Annotated in this window: 11 protein-coding genes; 2 read left to right on the plus strand and 9 right to left on the minus strand. The window is 61.2% G+C overall.

All coding sequences use genetic code 11. The features are described from left to right. Positions 1 to 112: 112 nt before the first annotated feature. From ACUN9V_RS10520 to kdpA, 9 genes are all read right to left on the minus strand, one after another. Positions 113 to 2,170, minus strand: a complete 2,058-nt coding sequence (locus ACUN9V_RS10520) for a Mu transposase C-terminal domain-containing protein (RefSeq protein WP_445511346.1) — start codon at positions 2,168 to 2,170, stop codon at positions 113 to 115. Further along, positions 2,167 to 3,024: a TnsA endonuclease N-terminal domain-containing protein gene (locus ACUN9V_RS10525; RefSeq protein ID WP_445511347.1), complete on the minus strand. Its 858-nt coding sequence runs from the start codon at positions 3,022 to 3,024 to the stop codon at positions 2,167 to 2,169. The genes ACUN9V_RS10520 and ACUN9V_RS10525 overlap by 4 nt, the downstream gene beginning before the upstream one ends. Positions 3,025 to 3,307: 283 nt before the next feature. Continuing rightward, on the minus strand, positions 3,308 to 5,197 hold the full coding sequence (gene glmS / locus ACUN9V_RS10530) for a glutamine--fructose-6-phosphate transaminase (isomerizing) (protein ID WP_445511348.1): 1,890 nt from the start codon (positions 5,195 to 5,197) through the stop codon (positions 3,308 to 3,310). Between the two features lie 21 nt (positions 5,198 to 5,218). Then, entirely contained in the window at positions 5,219 to 6,004 is a 786-nt protein-coding gene (locus tag ACUN9V_RS10535; RefSeq protein WP_445511349.1) for a DeoR/GlpR family DNA-binding transcription regulator, read from the minus strand. Positions 6,005 to 6,124: 120 nt separating this feature from the next. Next, the gene (locus ACUN9V_RS10540) at positions 6,125 to 6,829 is read right to left on the minus strand and encodes a response regulator (RefSeq protein WP_445511350.1); all 705 of its coding nucleotides are present in this window, start codon (positions 6,827 to 6,829) and stop codon (positions 6,125 to 6,127) included. After that, entirely contained in the window at positions 6,822 to 9,665 is a 2,844-nt protein-coding gene (locus ACUN9V_RS10545) for a DUF4118 domain-containing protein (RefSeq protein ID WP_445511351.1), read from the minus strand. The genes ACUN9V_RS10540 and ACUN9V_RS10545 overlap by 8 nt, the downstream gene beginning before the upstream one ends. A gap of 49 nt (positions 9,666 to 9,714) precedes the next feature. Next, positions 9,715 to 10,365: a potassium-transporting ATPase subunit KdpC gene (gene kdpC / locus ACUN9V_RS10550; RefSeq protein WP_445511352.1), complete on the minus strand. Its 651-nt coding sequence runs from the start codon at positions 10,363 to 10,365 to the stop codon at positions 9,715 to 9,717. 18 nt (positions 10,366 to 10,383) lie between these two features. Next, positions 10,384 to 12,408, minus strand: coding sequence for a potassium-transporting ATPase subunit KdpB (kdpB, locus tag ACUN9V_RS10555; protein WP_445511353.1), 2,025 nt, complete (start codon positions 12,406 to 12,408; stop codon positions 10,384 to 10,386). A gap of 73 nt (positions 12,409 to 12,481) precedes the next feature. After that, on the minus strand, positions 12,482 to 14,260 hold the full coding sequence (gene kdpA, locus ACUN9V_RS10560; RefSeq protein ID WP_445511354.1) for a potassium-transporting ATPase subunit KdpA: 1,779 nt from the start codon (positions 14,258 to 14,260) through the stop codon (positions 12,482 to 12,484). Positions 14,261 to 14,697: 437 nt separating this feature from the next. Between kdpA and argE the strand changes: the two genes are divergently transcribed. Both argE and ACUN9V_RS10570 read left to right on the plus strand, forming a co-directional pair. Continuing rightward, positions 14,698 to 15,846, plus strand: a complete 1,149-nt coding sequence (gene argE, locus ACUN9V_RS10565; RefSeq protein ID WP_445511355.1) for an acetylornithine deacetylase — start codon at positions 14,698 to 14,700, stop codon at positions 15,844 to 15,846. After that, on the plus strand, positions 15,843 to 16,943 hold the full coding sequence (locus tag ACUN9V_RS10570; protein ID WP_445511356.1) for a DUF1615 domain-containing protein: 1,101 nt from the start codon (positions 15,843 to 15,845) through the stop codon (positions 16,941 to 16,943). Before argE ends, ACUN9V_RS10570 begins: the two co-directional genes overlap by 4 nt. Positions 16,944 to 17,071: the final 128 nt, after the last annotated feature.

Here is a 17,071-nt window from a genome sequence, read left to right on the forward strand (position 1 = left end):
ATCGAATGCGTGGCTCGCATCATCATGATGGCGGCCCGGTCTTCAGCAGAAAGATGGCGATAGCAGTGGTTCATGGCAACACCGTACCTGATGGGTCACGTGTTGCGCTTGGTCATTGAGACCGCCCACCTTCGGGAACGTAAGAAGTTTCTCTGATTAACTCCCGTTCTACAGCACGGTTTTTACGAATATCCTTGAGTTTGCCAGACTTGGTAACGGGAGCGAGCTCGTCTGACTTCTCCCTATTTGCTGTGTCAACGATATCCTTTATTTCTTGCTGAAGAGATACGATACCCTCGAGTTCACTGCGCTTATGATCAGGAGGAGTTTGGCGCTGTGCCTGAATGAAATCATATATTTCGTCTGAACGATGGCCGGCATAGTTTGTATCAGCGAAACGCAAATCACACCGTTCAAATTTCTTGTTCTCACCTTGGATCCATATATGCTGTGCTGAGTTCGGATCATACCAACACTCAACCGATGACACTCCACGGCTTCGTGACTTGGCAAACCAGTTTCGTTGAATAGCGAAATCACAGGTATAATGCATTCCGCGAAAAAATATCCCATTCTTCCTAATTACTGCTCGATCACGAGGTAGGAGATGCAGGTAAATCAACTCCTCAGGCTGATTATTATGGTCAATAATGCCAGACTGAAGAGCCCAATTCCAGATACCCACAGGCGTTGGTTCAACATCATCATCTACCATATGCTTCGTTAGCCGATCAGGCTGTCGATTGAAATGATTATATTGGATCACCGATTTTATTATTATTTTTGTAAACTCTTTGAGATTTAAAGTTGCATCGAGCCTATAATCGCGCTCTCCGCGTTCTCGCGCCCTTGCTGCCACACCGCCTGGCAGCCACCTGATGCCCATTATGTTGTTCAGCACCCTGAAGCGGCTCTCAACCATCGCTTTCCAATCAGGCCTGTAAGGCGGGGCAGTACCAAGGTCAATCTTAAGGCCTTTGGCAAGTCCTTCAGCAGCCTCTGAAAGCATCTCACCTCTGTCAGCATATATTTCATGAGGAAGGTGCTGGCAGTCCCATTCTCCGGAACTTAGCGCCACATCATATAGAGCGCAGAACTCCGATTTGGGCGTGAAAGTGTTGAATAGCGCTTGCCTCGCGCCATTCCAGCTAGGCCCCTCCAAGCCGACATATAGACCTACAATCATTCCAGAGAAACTATCAATGACAACATATACAACCGGACGGCCTATGAGCATGTGCCGTGAATAACTGTTGGTCAGATATATGTCACCGATCGTTGCATCGATCTCAAACTGATGGCATGGTCCGCGGAGTCCGTCACGGACCGTTCCGGAGAGAGGTCGACGATCTTTTAGCCATTTGCGTTCTCCCATCCGGCCGCGTTCTGTACGAACCGCATCATAGGCTTTTGCCCCCCAATATATGAACTGGCGCATAGATGGAATTTGATCGGAAGGAAGCAAACGGCTACGGGATTCTGGACTCTTACCGATTTCTTTCTCAGTGTAAAATTTAGCTAGCATCTCGTGATACGCATACGATTTTTTCGACACTTTATCGTCCGCGTATAATGCGTATCCGAGTTGTATGCACTTAATATCCACAGCATTCAATGATTTGGATCTTTTAATTTCAACACCTTGGTATTTTGGTTTTCTACCCGGTGGCTTCGACTGCGTATAAGTTCTTATTGTCTTGCCAGTATTGGTATAATTTTTCAGCAAGGCATTTTTCAATTGCCCGTTCATCCAAAATCTATACAAAAGCCTATAGATATCTTTACGCTGAATGCCTAGTTCCGTCGCACGCTCGGATACCATTTTACCCATTTGTCCAGCGTAAAATATTTCCTTTGGGTATTGAGACTCGACCAAAGGAGCTATAATTTTCCACTTGTTATCTCGATCAAGCTTTTGGTTTTCAGATAAGCTATCTTCGAGAACTAAAATGTACTCTGGTGTTAATACTGTAGTATGTTTTGTATCGCCGACTGCTAGAGAATTTTTTAGATCCTCTGAACCGACTGAGAAAGGCCGTCGTGGTGTGCCGTCTAGGCCGATCAAATGCACTCTATCACGGGGGGGGTCGACAAAAAGCACTCTGGCCAGCTTCTCGAGTGGTGAGTTATTATTTACAGGTTCTAAGACATCGTTCACCGTTACTTTCATGATGCGGCACCCATTAATGCTTCGAGGTGATCATTATTTTCCAAGACCGTAAACTCAAGAAGCGGCTCCTTCATTTGTAACTGGGCTTCACGCAAGTCAACCTTGATGCGTTTATTCCACACAAGATATAAATATATATACTTGGCATCTTGATAAGAAATATACAGTCTCGAAGCAATTTTCTTCAAGCATTCAGCTGCCGTCAGTGGATAGGGCCGCAGTTCCACAAGGCGTGAAATAAAGTCAGACTGCAATGAGGGGTCTAATAACGGCCTTGGTAGTGTCGCGTATTTACGCAGCAATCCTAGGTTTTTAATTAGATTGCGAGAGATCCGTGTCTCGGTGATAATTCCCCACTCAATACCCTGTTTATTCCAAAACATCTTCTCAATCTCGAATTTTTCGAGTGTTCTTAAAGCACCCTTTCCAACCAATTCACTCTCGTATTTTATCGTACGTGCGACCAATTTTTGGCTACCGTCTAACTGAGTGACCGTCAGAAGAAAGTCTGTCGTCATCACCAAAGGGACTGATGAGCCCGGATATCTCGCATAGCGCACGCCCAAGCTATTCGCAGCCGCTTGGGCGGTTTCGCGCGGCAGCAGCGGGTATTGTTCTCTTATGTCCGTGACGTTTTCGGAAAATTCACAGATTAAAAGATAGGCGCGTTCAAGATCAGAAAGCACGTGGTGGACACGGTCCACCTTGAGGCCTTGAATTCTGTGCGACCTGCCTCGAGAAGGTACGTCCTGAACTCGTAACCAAGGCTTGTAGCTATCCCCGACACCGTTACCAAACCCCTGGCTGATGTGTCGTTCAACGGCTACTTCAGTGAGAAATTTACGACCGCGCAAATCTACCTCCTTTGACCAACGGCCACATCGAGAAGAAGGCGCTCCGAAAAAGGTCTAGGCAATAATTTCCTCCAACGCAAAGCACGTTGGCTATTCTAGCTTACGCCCATGGTTCTTAGGGCCATCAAAAATACACAGACAGAGAACCGAGAAATTCTGGTAAATCCTTAAAAAACAGTAATCTAGCTGTTTTGTCTAACTATATTGTTCTGTGTCAGTTTTTATTGTTTTTTGTCAATCTTTATTGTTTCTAACCAGTTGGCGGCAATTTGAAGCTTTACCCTCACTCCACCGTCACGCTCTTGGCCAGGTTGCGCGGCTGGTCGACGTCGGTGCCCTTGAGCACGGCGACGTGGTAGGAGAGCAGCTGCAGCGGAAGGGTGTAGACGATGGGGGCGAGCAATTCATCCACAGGCGGTACGTGGAGCACGCGCAGATTGTCGGCGGCAGTCAGCGCCACGCCTTCGTCGGCAAACACGAACAGCTCGCCGCCCCGGGCACGCACTTCCTGCAGGTTGGACTTGAGCTTCTCCAGCAGTTCGTCGTTGGGGGCGACGGCGACCACCGGCATATCCGCGTCGACCAGCGCCAGCGGGCCGTGCTTGAGCTCGCCGGCCGGGTACGCTTCGGCGTGGATATAGGAGATCTCCTTCAACTTGAGCGCGCCTTCCAGGGCGATCGGGAACTGAGTGCCGCGGCCCAGGAACAGCGCATGGTGCTTCTCGGCGAAGGCTTCAGACAGTTCGGCGATCGGCCCGTCCATGGCCAGCGCGCTGTCGAGCACCGTCGGCAGGCCGCGTAGCGCCTGAACCAGCGTCGTTTCGCGCTCGTCACCGCGCTGTTTGCGAAGCGAGAGCGTCAGCAGCATCAGAGCGACGAGCTGGGTAGTGAATGCCTTGGTGGAGGCGACGCCGATTTCCGGGCCGGCCTGGGTCATCAGCGACAGATCGGACTCCCGCGTCAGCGAGCTGCCGGGGACGTTGCAAATCGCCAGTGAACCGAGATAACCCTGCCCTCCATTCTCATTGCGGCTCTTGGCACGGCTCTTGGCATAGCGCAGCGCCGCCAGGGTATCGGCGGTCTCGCCGGACTGGGATAGCGTCACGAACAGGGTGTTTTCCGGCACGACGACTTCGCGGTAGCGGTACTCGGAGGCGACTTCGACCGTGGTCGGCAGGCCGGCCAACTTCTCGAGCCAGTAGCGCGCCACCATGCCGGCGTGATAGCTGGTACCACAGGCGACGATATGCACCTGCTTGACTCGCTCGAACAGCGCCCTGGCGCCGACACCGAAGCTGCTTTCGAGTACGTGGGAACCGCTCAACCGGCCCTCCAGCGTGGCGGCGATCACGGCGGGCTGCTCGTGAATTTCCTTGAGCATGAAATGACGATACTCGCCGCGGCTGGCAGCGGCATCGCCGTGCTCATAGGTATGTACCGGGCGTTCGACCGGCTTGCCGTCGGACTCGAAGATTTCGATGCCTTGGGCATCGGACAGGCGGACCACGTCGCCTTCCTGCAGGTAAATGAAGCGGTCGGTGACCTGCAGAAGCGCCAGCGCATCGGAGGCGAGGAAGTTCTCGTCGATGCCCACGCCGACCACCAGCGGGCTGCCCTTACGGGCGCCGACGATCTCCCGCGGCGCATCGGCGTGCATCACCGCCAGCGCATAGGCGCCGTCGATCTTGTCGAGGGTGGCCTGCACGGCGGCCAGCAGATCGCGGGTTTCGGCACCGTCCTGATTGGCCCTGTCCTGACGGCGAAAGGCGCGGTCGATCAGGTGGGCGACGACTTCGGTGTCGGTCTCCGATTCGAACGTCACGCCATCGGCTTCCAATTCAGCCTTGAGCGGCTCGAAGTTCTCGATGATGCCGTTGTGGACGATCGCCAACCGCTCGCGCGCCAGATGTGGGTGAGCGTTCACTTCGGAAGGCTTGCCGTGGGTCGCCCAGCGGGTATGCGCGATGCCGATGTTGCCGGTCAGGGAACGCTCGGCGAGTTTCTCCTCGAGCGCGGCGACCTTGCCCTTGGCGCGTTGCCGCATGAGCTCGCCGGCTGCATTCAGCACCGCCATCCCGGCGCTGTCGTAGCCGCGGTACTCGAGTCGCTTCAACCCTTCCAGCAGGATGCCCTGCACGTTACGCGCAGCCAGCGCGGCGACGATTCCACACATGATCGATTTCCTTGAGAAAAATTATACGTCTATCCGGCCGACTGGCTCGGGCGCGACCACCAGCGCCACGTCCTGGCGTTCGATGGCGGCCGCCGAGACGTCGTCGAGTCGCCAGTCGGTGACCAGCGTGTCGATGCGCGACCAGGGCAGTTCCAGATTGGGGATACGACGGCCGATCTTGTCGGCCTCCACCATCACCACCACCTCGCGGGCAACTTCAGCCATCACCCGGGTGAGGCCGAACAACTCGTTGTAGGTGGTGGTCCCGCGTTCGAGGTCGATACCGTCGGCACCGACGAAGAGCTGGTCGAAGTCGTAGGCGCGCAGCACCTGCTCGGCGACCTGGCCCTGGAAGGATTCCGAGTGCGGATCCCAGGTGCCGCCGGTCATCAGTAGCGCGGGTTCGGACTCCAGCTCGCGCAGCGCGCCGGCCACGGCGAGCGAGTTGGTCATCACCACCAGACCGCGCAGCCCGCCCAGCTCGCCGATCAGCGCGGCGGTGGTAGTGCCGCTGTCGACGATGATGCGGTTGTGCTCGCGGATACGCGCTCGCGCCGCCCGGGCGATGGCCTGCTTGAACGGCGACAATGCCTGTGCCGGCTCGGCGAGCATCTCCTGAGGCAACGGTGCCGCCCCGCCGTAGCGCCGCAGCAGCAGGCCGCTGCGTTCCAGCGTGTTGAGATCCTTGCGGACGGTGACTTCGGAGATCGCGAAGCGGCTCGCCAACGTCTCGACCGGGGTTTCCCCGTGTTCGTTGACGTAGGCGAGAATGGCATGGCGGCGCTGAGCGGTGTCGCGTTTCGGCATGAGTTTCGATTAAGTTATAGTAAGTTTCGAAATCCGGCAATTAAGTTTCGATTCGAAAGATAATAGAGGCGAATCAAAACCGATTTCTCTCATGCCGTCAAGTGAGAGCAAGCGTTTCGCTCACTGGCTGAGCAGACGATAGCCGATGCCGGCCTCGGTCTGGATCCGATGCGGATCGTCGGGATCGTCGCCCAGCTTCTGGCGCAGACGACTGATGACGATACGCAGGTAGTGGGTGTCGTGGACGTGAACCGGACCCCAGATCTCCGCCAGCAGCTGATGCTGAGTGACGACACGATCGGGTTGGCGTGCCAGCATCGCCAGCACGCTGAATTCACGTGGCGTGAGATGGACGGTCTCGCCGTCCCGAACGATCCGGTGTCGAGCCAGATCGATGGTCAGCTCGCCGAGCTTCAGCCCTTCGCCGAGGGTGCCGGGCGTGGTCGTGCGTAGCGCGGCCCGTACCCGAGCCAGCAGTTCCTGAATGCCGAACGGTTTGGTGATGTAGTCATTGGCACCGGCATCCAGCGCCGCCACTTTCTCCGTTTCGCTGGCGCGCGCCGATACCACCAGCACCGGCACCTCGCTCTGGGCGCGCAGGGCATCGAGCACTTCCATGCCGTCCATGTCGGGCAGCCCCAGGTCGAGGAGCACCAGATCGGGGCGCTGATGGTTGAACGCCGCCATGCCCGTATTGCCGTCTTCCGTCTCGATCACCTTGAACCCCTGAGAGGTCAGGCTGATTCGCATGAAACGACGGATCTGGCGCTCATCCTCGATCAGCAGAATGCGCGGCCCGCGTTCTCCCTTCGCCGAATCACTCATTCCTGCTCCTCTCGACCCCGTTGCCGCCATTTTCGACCGCGTTCCCGCCATTCACTATAGCCTTCCCGTCATTCTCCACTGCGTTCCCCGATAGCGGGTGATTCCCCTGTGCAGGCGCCTCGCTGGCGGGAGGCTCCCAGATCGGCAACCGGATCTGGATGTCGGTGCCCGGCCCCCAGTCCGCCCGGCCGGCGCTGATCTCGCCACCGTGGGCACCGACCATGCCTCGGCAGATGGCGAGTCCGAGGCCGCTACCCTGTGGCCCGCGGTCGCCCTCGCCGCCGCTGAAGAACATGTCGAAGATGCGTTCTCGCAGCGCCTCGTCGATACCCGGCCCCTGGTCGGTGACATGGATCACCACCTGATCGGCCTCCCTGGCACCGGAGACGCGCAATCGCCCGCCCTGGGGTGAAAATCGCGCGGCGTTCTCGATCACGTTGATCAATGCCTGTTCGATCAGCGCCGGATGGACATAAAGCAGTGGCAGATCGGCGGCAAGATGACGCTCGACCGTGAGCGGTTCGACCACCGATTTGAGACGCTTGAGCGCCGAGGCGATGATATCCGACAGCGCGACCCAGTCTCGCTCGAGCTTCAACCCGCCATGACCCAGCCGGGTCATGTCGAGCAGGTTCTGAATGTAGCGATTGAGTCGTTCGCTTTCACTGAGAATACCGTCGAGCAGTTCCTGGCGGTCGGTTTCGGCCAGCTGCGACCAGAGCTCCCGCAGCGAACTGGCGGAGCCGATGATCGAGGCCAGCGGCGTGCGCAGATCGTGGGAGACGGACGACAGCAGCGCCGAGCGCAGACGTTCGTTCTCCTCGGCCAGCCGCGCGGTGCCGAGATCGGCGACCAGCCGCGTGCGGGCCAGGGCGCTGCCCAACTGGTTGACCAGATTGTCGATCAGCGCCTCTTCGGCGGCATCGAGCGGACGCTCGCGATCTCCCAGCGCCAGCCCCAGCACGCCGCGAAGCGTGTCGTTTTCGACGACGGGCTCGAACCGCCAGCGCTGCGCGCTCAGGGTCTGGGTGCCATGACCGCTCGGCCGCGCATGCTGATGCGTCCATCGCGACGCCTGAAGCGCAGGGGGTTCGAGCGCAATCTGTCCCGGGTGGGAGGCCGTGACCCGTGGCGGTCCGGCAGCATCGTCGCTCTCGACAAACACGCAGGGCAGCCCGAGCGTGTCGGCCAGCGCCTTGACCGCAATGTCGCGAACGCGGGCGTGATCGGCAGCACTCGCCAACGAGCGCGAGATAGACAGCATCTCCTGGATCCGATGGCGACTTTCCCGAAGTTCGCTCAACTGCCGCCGCACCTTGCCCGCCAGCTGGCCGGCGACCACCGCCACCAGGCAGAAGATCAGCACCGTCAGGACCTGATCCTGATGGATCATGGCCAGCGTGAACCGCGGCTCGGTGAACAGGAAGTTGTAGACCAGAGCGCTGAAAACCACCGCCAGCATCGCCGAGCGCGTGCCCGCGCGCAGCGCACTGGCCAGCACGGCGGCAAGAAAGATCAGCGACAGATTGGCCAGTTCGACCTGGGTAGAGAGCAGCTGGGCCGCCAGCGCCGCCAGCGCGGTGCCCGCCAGCGGCCACAGCCACTCCCGCGCCAACGGCGGTTGCCAGCGGGGACGAGAGGGCCGCGTCATCGCCTCTTCGTCGGCCAGCACGATCAGATCGAACGGCGGGCGCCGCGCCAGCAGCCGGTCGACCAGCGGTCGTCGCCACCCCGATCGCCACCCCGATCGCCACCCCGATCGCCACCAAACAGGTTGCCACCACGCCTGTCGCCGTGAAGTCGCCCGTCCTATCATCAAGGCGGTGATGTTGTGGCGTGCCGCGTGGTCCAACAGCTCCGCCAGCGGGTCGTCACCGCTGAGAGTTTCCCAACGCCCGCCCAACTGCTCGGCCTGCTGACGCAGGTTGCTCGACTCGCTGGCCGTGGCGGGATCGACATCGCGAAGCGGCGTGACCTGCACGGCCTGCCAGGGTGCCTGGTGACGCTGAGCCCAGCGGCTGGCCGCCCGCAGCAGGCCGTGATCGCCACGCTTTCCTTTCACCGCCACCAACAGTTTTGCCCGCACCGGCCAGGGACCCGTCACGCCGCTGGCGTCCATGACCTGGCGCACGTCGCTGTCGAGGCGATCAGACATCACGCGTAGCGCCAGTTCACGCAGCGCGGTGAGGTTGCCAGGCGAAAAATAGTGCTCCAGCGCCGTCCGCGCCTGTTCCGGCACGTAGACCTTGCCCTGCTGCAGGCGCTCGATCAGCTCGGCGGGCGTGAGATCGATCAACGAAATGTCCCGGGCTCGAGCGATCAGCCGATCGGGGACCGTTTCGCGCATCCGAATACCGGTGATCCGCGCCACATCGTCGTTGAGACTGTCGACATGCTGAACGTTGAGCGTGGTCCAGACATCGATACCTGCATCGAGCAGCTCTTCGATATCCTGCCAGCGCCGGGCGTGACGACCGCCGGGAATATTGCGATGGGCCAGTTCGTCGACCAGCAGGATCTGCGGTCGCCGCGTCAGCGCGGCGTCTAGGTCGAATTCATGGAAGGTGCGCCCATGACGTTCCCGGGGCGTGAGCGCCAGACTCGGCAGCCCGTCGCACAGGCGTTCGGTCTCCTCGCGGCCGTGCGCTTCGATGACGCCCAGCAGCACGTCGCCCCCGGCGTCGAAACGTTCCCGCGCGGTACGCAGCATGGCGCTCGTCTTGCCCACCCCGGGGGCGGCGCCGAGAAAGATTCGCAGCGATCCGTCATGACCGGCTCGCGTCGTTGCCAACAGGGCGTCCGGATCGGGGCGCTGCACCTCGCGGGAATGATTCACGGTTTCGATCTCCGACAATCCGCTTCAGGGTAGCGGGCGCGTCTCGATCTCATTCGATAGCGTCCAGGGCCAGATTGAGTGCCAGCACGTTGACGGTCGGCTCACCGAGCCAGCCGCCGCTGTCACTATAGCGCTCGACCAGCGCGGTGACAGCCGACGGTGTCAGGCCGCGCACGCGCGCGACACGATCCACCTGGATGGCTGCCGCTTCGGGGCTGATGGCCGGGTCGATCCCTGATCCAGAGGCGGTCAGCAGGTCCACCGGTATCCGGCCCGGCTCGACGCCGTCGCGGGCGGTGATCTGGCCGGCGTCGGCCTCGGCGCGTTCCCGCAATGCCGGATTGCTCGGCGCCAGGTTGGAACCGCCAACCGCGTCGGCCGCGTAATCCACCGCCGATGGCCGGCCCTGAAAATAGCGTTCGCTGGTGAATCGCTGACCCACCAGCGACGAGCCGATGACCCGACCCTCCGCATCGGCCAACAGACTGCCGTTGGCCTGATGCGAAAATCCCAACTGGCCCAATCCGACCACCACCAGCGGATAGAGCAGACCGAGCACCACCGCCATGAGCAGGCTGAAACGGATTGCCGTCAGCCAGCTGCCGGAGCCGGCAAAGCGATGGGCAGCGTGAGAAGCCTCATGGGGATCACCCTGGGCACCATGAGCGGAAACGTCGTGACGGGAATCAGTGACTGACATGGCAAGTCTCCAGAAATCTCAGAACAGCGGACCGATTAGCAGATCGATCAGCTTGATGGCAGGGAACGGCAGCAGCAGGCCACCGAGACCGTAGATCAGCAGGTTGCGTCGTAGCATGGCGCTGGCGGAGGCGGCGCGAACCCGCACGCCGCGCAGGGCGAACGGGATCAGCGCGGGTATCACCAGGGCGTTGAAGATCACCGCCGACAACACCGCGGACTCGGGCGAGTGCAGATCGAGCACGTCGAGACCGCCCAGCGCCGGCACGCTGGCGGCGAAGATCGCCGGCAGAATCGCGAAATACTTGGCGACGTCGTTGGCCAGCGAGAAGGTGGTGAGCGCCCCGCGGGTGATCAGCAGCTGCTTGCCGATCTCCACCGCGCTGAGCAGCTTGCCGGGATCAGAGTCAAGGTCGACCATGTTGGCCGCTTCCCGCGCCGCCTGGGTGCCGGAGTTCATCGCCAGTCCCAGATCGGCCTGGGCCAGCGCCGGGGCGTCGTTGGTGCCGTCGCCCATCATCGCCACCAGCCGACCGGCGGCTTGCTCCTCACGGATCAGTTCAAGCTTGCGCTCCGGCGTCGCTTCGGCGATGTAGTCGTCGACGCCGGCTTCGGCGGCGATCGCGGCAGCGGTAATCGGGTTGTCGCCGGTGATCATCACCGTCTTCACGCCCATCTCGCGCAGCTGCTGGAACCGATCGGCGATCCCCGTCTTGATCACATCCGACAGCGCGATCACGCCCAACAACACGTTGCCCTCCGCCACCGCCAGCGGGGTGGCACCGTGGCGTGAGATACGTTCGACCAGCGCCTCGAAATCCCCCGGCACGCGGCCTCCCGCTTCCTGTACCAGCCGGGCGATGGCGTTGGGCGCGCCCTTGCGCCAGCATCGACCATCGGCGAAATCGAGACCGGACACCCGACTCATCGCGGAAAACGGCACGACCTCGGCGTTCTGGGGCGAATCCAGCGTCGCGCCCTGATCGCGCGCCAGGACGACAATGGAGCGCCCTTCGGGGGTCGGATCCTGTAGCGAGCAGACACCGGCGATCTCCCGCAGTCGTGTCAGATCGATCCCCTGACACGGCGCGAATTCGGTGGCGCGACGGTCGCCGAGCGTGATCGTGCCGGTCTTGTCGAGCAGCAGGGTGTCGATGCTGCCGGCGATCTCCACCGCCTTGCCGGACTTGGCGATGAGATTGGCGCGCAGCGCCCGTTCCATTCCGGCGATGCCGATCGCCGGCAGCAGCCCGCCGATGGTGGTGGGAATCAGGCACACCAGCAGCGCCACCAGCATCACCGTCGAGGTCTCGATCCCCACGAACAGCGCCATCGGCACCAGCGTGACCACAACGATCAGGAATACCAGCGTCAGTGTCGACAGCAGCACGGAGAGTGCCAGCTCGCTGGGCGTCTTCTGGCGGCTGGCGCCTTCCACCAGCGCGATCATGCGGTCGAGCAGCGACTCGCCGGGGTCGACGCTGACCTCGACGATCAGCTCGTCGGAGAGCAGCTTGGTGCCGGCGCTAACGCCACTGTTGTCGGTGCCCGCCTCGCGCAGCACCGGCGCGGACTCTCCGGTCATGGCCGATTCGTTGATCGAACCGGCACCCTGGATGATTTCACCGTCGGCAGGAATCAGCTCCCCGGCGATCACCCGGACTCGATCGCCCCGGCGCAGCTGATCAGCGGCGACCGTCTCCTCGCCGCTCTGGGTCACGCGCCGTGCCGTCAACTCGCCACGGGTGGCGCGCAGGCTACCGGCGTGGGCCTTGCCGCGCGCTTCGGCCATCGCTTCGGCCGCGTTGGCGAACAGCACCGTCGCCAGCAGGACCAGGGTCACGATCAGCGCAAACGCCCCCTGTCCGCCATCCTCGGCAAACGCCATGCCGGTATAGAGCGCGCAGACCAGGGTGCCAATGGCGACCACCGCCATCACCGGATTGCGCGCGAGACTGCGCGGATTCAATCGTCGCAGCGATTCCCCCAGCAGGGTCAGCGGTCGAACGCGCAGACCTTGGGAGGCTTCGTGTGTTTGCATCATTGCCATATCTCTTTCCTCGATCCCGTTTCCACCAATCCCGCTCCGTCAATTCCGTTTCCGTCGACGCGATTCATCAGGGCAGGGTCAACTGTTCAGCGATCGGACCCAGCACCAGCGCGGGCAGGAAACCGAGCAGGTTGACGATGACGATGACACCCGCGGTCAGGCCGACGAACGCACCACTCTCCAGCGACAGGGTGCCGCGCCCTTGTGGCGCCGTGCGTTTTTCCATCAACCATCCGGCCACCGCCAGCGGCACCAGCATCGGCAGGAAACGGCCGACCGCCAGCGCCAGCACGCAGGCCAGGTTCCACCATGGCGTACTGTCGCCGAGTCCCTCGAAGCCGGAGCCGTTGTTGGCGAATGCCGAGGTGTATTCGTAGAGCACCTGCGAGAGCCCATGAAAGCCAGGATTGGAATTGCCGGTCAGCGCGGGAAACGCCACGGTGATGGCGGTCAAGCCGAGGATGATCAGGGGTTGCGCCAGAATCGCCAGCGAGATCCAGCGCATCTCGCGGGTCTCCAGCGGCTTGCCGAACAGCTCCGGCGCGCGGCCGATCATCAGCGACCCGATGAACGCCGCCAGCATCAGATAGAGCAGATAGCCGATCAGACCCACGCCGATGCCGCCGAAGGTGACGTTGACGAACATGTCCATCAGCAGGCCCAGCCCGCCCAGCGGATTGAAGCTGTCGTGCATGGCGTTGACGGAGCCGTTGGAGGTCAGCGTCGTCCAGCTTCCCCACAGCGCGGAGAGATCGCTGCCGAAACGCACCTCCTTGCCTTCGAGATTGGGACTGCCTTCGACGGCGAGTCCGGCCAACGCGGCGTTGGGCAGGCGCTCCGAAACCACGATCAGGGTGGTGGTGATCAACGAGAACGCGATCATCACCGCGCCGATACCCATCATCAGCCGGCGACGGCCGCTGATGACACCGACGGCGATCAGCGTTGCCACCGGAATCAGCAGCAGTGCGATCGTCTCGACGAGATTCGCCAGTCCGGTCGGATTCTCCAGCGGCACGGTCGAATTGGGGCCATACCAGCCGCCGCCGTTGGTACCCAGCTGTTTGATCGCCACCATCGGCGCCACCGGGCCGCGTGGAATCACCTGTGCCGCGCCGCCATCGAGCATCGTCACGCTCTGCGCGCCCTGATAGGTGGCCGGCACGCCCTGCCACACCAGGACCAGCGCCACCAACAGCGACAGCGGCAGCAGCACCCGCACCACGATCCGCGTGAGGTCGACGTAGTAATGACCGACCGAGCAGTTACCGACCGAGTAGTTACCGACCGAGCAGTGGCCTACCCCGCCCCCGGCGGGCGTCATGGACGCATTGGTGCTGACGGTCGTGCTGGTGGTCGCGCTGGTGGTCTGGCGCTTGAGCAGCGTGCGCGTGATGGCGAGCAACACTGCAAGGCCGGTCGCCGGGGTCAGAAACTGCAGCGTGACGATGGCAAGCGTCTGGCTCAGGTAGGAGAGCTGTGCCTGGCCCGAATAGTGCTGCTGGTTGGTATTGGTGGCGAACGAAACCGCGGTGTGCAGCGCCGTATCCCAGTTCATGCCGGGGATGCCATCGGGGTTGAGCGGCAGCAAGCCCTGGCTCATGAAGACGATCCAGGCAAGCCCGATCAGCAGCAGGTGAAGTTTCAACACGGCCAGCAGATAGGCCGACCACGTCATCGACGCCCGTCGGTCGACGCCGGCCAGGCGCATCAGGACCGATTCCACCGGCCCGAAGAGACGATCCATCACGGTGGATCGATCCGTATCCAGCGCTCGGCCCATGTAGAGACCCAGTGGCAGCGCCAATCCGATCAGCAGGGCATAGCAGAGCATCATCGCGTTCATGGCTAGAATCGCTCCGGCCAGCACAGGGTCGCCAGCAGGTAGACGGCGGTCACCAGAGCGATCGCCAGCATCAGGTAGGACATGAGTCACCTCCTCGTTCGAGAGGCACTCAGTGTCGAGTCGAGGGGCGTAAAAATGCGATGCGGAAATTCGCGCGAAGACGTAAAGAAAACGTAAAAGCGGAAATCAAAGACCTCGGTGGTGGCATTGCGCGGTGGGGGTCGGCATCATCGTGACGATGGGCACATATTCAGAGGGTGTTTACAAATTCGGCGAGCGAAGACAAGACAAGGCGAGATCGGCTGCAAAAGCGGAGTTTACCAGGGGTAAATGAGCATTTTGAGGTGGATTTCAACGCCGTATTGTCGAGCGCAGACATTTTGTAAACACCCTCTCAGCGACAACGACAATCCGGTGACAGGTGGGCCGACCGCATCATGACCAGTCAGGAACTTCTCGGGAAACTCGTCGGCTTCGATACCGTCAGCCGCGAGTCCAATCTCGCGCTGATCGAGTTCGTCCGCGATTACTTGAGCCAGCACGGCGTCGACAGCGAACTGATTCATAACGACGAGGGCAGCAAGGCCAATCTGTGGGCAACCATTGGCCCGACCGACCGTGGCGGCGTGGTGCTCTCCGGCCACACCGACGTGGTGCCGGTGGACGGCCAGCCGTGGACGGTGCCGGCATTCGCGATGACCGAGCGCGACGGCAAACTCTACGGTCGCGGCACCACCGACATGAAAGGCTATCTTGCCTGCGTGCTGGCGGCGGTGCCGAGTCTCAAAGCGGCCGAGCTGGAGACGCCTGTACACCTGGCGTTCTCCTATGACGAAGAGGTGGGCTGTCTCGGCGTACGCTCGATCATCTCGATGCTGGAGGACAGACCGCACAAGCCGCTGGCCTGCATCATCGGCGAGCCGACCGAACTCAAGCCGGTACTGGGTCACAAAGGCAAGCTCGGCGTGCGCTGCCGCGTGCAAGGTGCACCCTGTCATTCCGCCTACGCGCCGGAGGGCGTCAACGCTATCGAAACTGCCGCCAGGATGATCGTTCGCCTCAACGAGATCGGCGAGCGCCTGGCTAATCCCGCCCATCATGACGAGCGCTTCTATCCGCCCTTCTCGACCGTCCAGACCGGCGTGATCGAGGGCGGTCGGGCGCTCAACATCGTGCCGTCGGAGTGCCGCTTCGACTGGGAAGTGCGCTCCCTGCCGGGCTTCGATGCCAACGAGGTCGAACACGAGATGCGCGATTACGCCGACCAGGAGCTCATCCCCAAAATGCGCGCCGTCGAGGCGAACACCGATATCGTGTTCGAGCCGTTGCAGGCCTATCCGGGGTTGACCACCGAGGCCTCGAGCGAGGTGGCGCGCTTGATCGCCACGCTTTCGGATCGCGATGACTTCGGCACCGTCCCCTACGGCACCGAGGGCGGGCTGTTTCACGAAGCCGGCATTCCCACCGTGGTCTGCGGGCCGGGCTGCATGGATCAGGGTCACAAGCCCGACGAGTTCATCGCTATCGAACAGCTCGAGCGTTGCGACGCGATGATGCAGCGGCTGGTGGAGCATCTGAGCGCATGAGGACATTCAAGATGATTGCCGGACTTCGCTGGGCACCGCTATTCGGCCTGGCGCTACTGGTCGGCTGTAGCACCCAGACACCGCAGCCCGGCTTCGAGCAGCGCCCGGCGAGCGTGAAAAGCGAGCTGGTGACACTCATTCCGGCCAGCGCCGATGACCGTGACGGCTGGGCGACGGACATTACCGCCGCGTTTTCGGCCCAGAACCTGCCCGCGACCAGGGACAATCTCTGCGCCACGCTGGCCGTGATCGAGCAGGAGTCGACTTATCGGGCCGACCCCAGCGTGCCCAATCTCTCGACCATCGCCCGGGAAGAGATCGACCGCCGCGCCAGTGCGCTGCATATTCCGGGCTTTCTGGTGGATGCCGGCCTGAACCTCGAGTCACCCAACGGCAAGACTTACAACCAGCGCTTGAATGCGGTGACGACCGAGCGCGAGATGAGCGAGATCTTCGAGGATTTCATCGATATGGCGCCGCTGGGCCGCCAGCTATTCGGTAGCCTCAACCCGGTGCACACCGGCGGTCCGATGCAGGTCAGCGTCGATTTCGCCGAGGATCATGCTAAAAACTACCCCTATCCGATCGACGGCTCGATCCGCCACGAAGTCTTCACCCGGCGCGGCGGGCTCTATTTCGGCATTGCCCATCTGTTCGGCTATCCCGCCAATTACGACGAGCCCCTCTATCGCTTCGCCGACTTCAACGCCGGCTGGTATGCCAGCCGTAACGCCGCGTTCCAGGCCGCAGTGACCCAGCTTTCCGGCATTCCGCTGGCGCTCGACGGCGACCTGATCATTCCCGGCTCACGTCAGGCCGGTCAGACCGAGCTGGCGGTACGCACGCTGAAAGGTCGGCTGGGCATGGACGACGGCGAGATTCGCGACGCGCTGGAGAAAGAGGATGCCCTCGAATTCGAGCAGACCGCGCTCTACGAAAAGGTCTATTCGCTGGCGCTACAGCAGGAGGGTCAGCCCATCCCCTACGCACGCCTGCCGGGGATCAAGCTCGAAAGCCCCAAGATCACCCGCAACCTGACCACAGCGTGGTTCGCCAAGCGGGTCGACGACCGCTGGCAGCAGTGTATGAGGCGTTGATGTCCAATATTTGAATTCTGAACGGCAAGTTTCTCCAGTCGCCGGAAAGAAACCACCCGATAGCGCCTTCCAGGCTCAACCCGAGCGATCTTCGGCGAGCCGGGTCTAGCGACATGGGTAAGGCGAAC

It is taken from the genome of Salinicola sp. V024 (assembly GCF_052645315.1).

Bases quoted from the DNA above. Each gene is read 5' to 3' on its own strand.
- glmS (WP_445511348.1), bottom strand. From the start codon at position 5,197: ATGTGTGGAATCGTCGCCGCGCTGGCTGCGCGTAACGTGCAGGGCATC.
- ACUN9V_RS10535 (WP_445511349.1), bottom strand. From the start codon at position 6,004: ATGCCGAAACGCGACACCGCTCAGCGCCGCCATGCCATTCTCGCCTAC.
- ACUN9V_RS10520 (WP_445511346.1), bottom strand. From the start codon at position 2,170: ATGAAAGTAACGGTGAACGATGTCTTAGAACCTGTAAATAATAACTCA.
- kdpC (WP_445511352.1), bottom strand. From the start codon at position 10,365: ATGTCAGTCACTGATTCCCGTCACGACGTTTCCGCTCATGGTGCCCAG.
- ACUN9V_RS10540 (WP_445511350.1), bottom strand. From the start codon at position 6,829: ATGAGTGATTCGGCGAAGGGAGAACGCGGGCCGCGCATTCTGCTGATC.
- ACUN9V_RS10570 (WP_445511356.1), top strand. From the start codon at position 15,843: ATGAGGACATTCAAGATGATTGCCGGACTTCGCTGGGCACCGCTATTC.
- kdpB (WP_445511353.1), bottom strand. From the start codon at position 12,408: ATGATGCAAACACACGAAGCCTCCCAAGGTCTGCGCGTTCGACCGCTG.
- argE (WP_445511355.1), top strand. From the start codon at position 14,698: ATGACCAGTCAGGAACTTCTCGGGAAACTCGTCGGCTTCGATACCGTC.
- kdpA (WP_445511354.1), bottom strand. From the start codon at position 14,260: ATGAACGCGATGATGCTCTGCTATGCCCTGCTGATCGGATTGGCGCTG.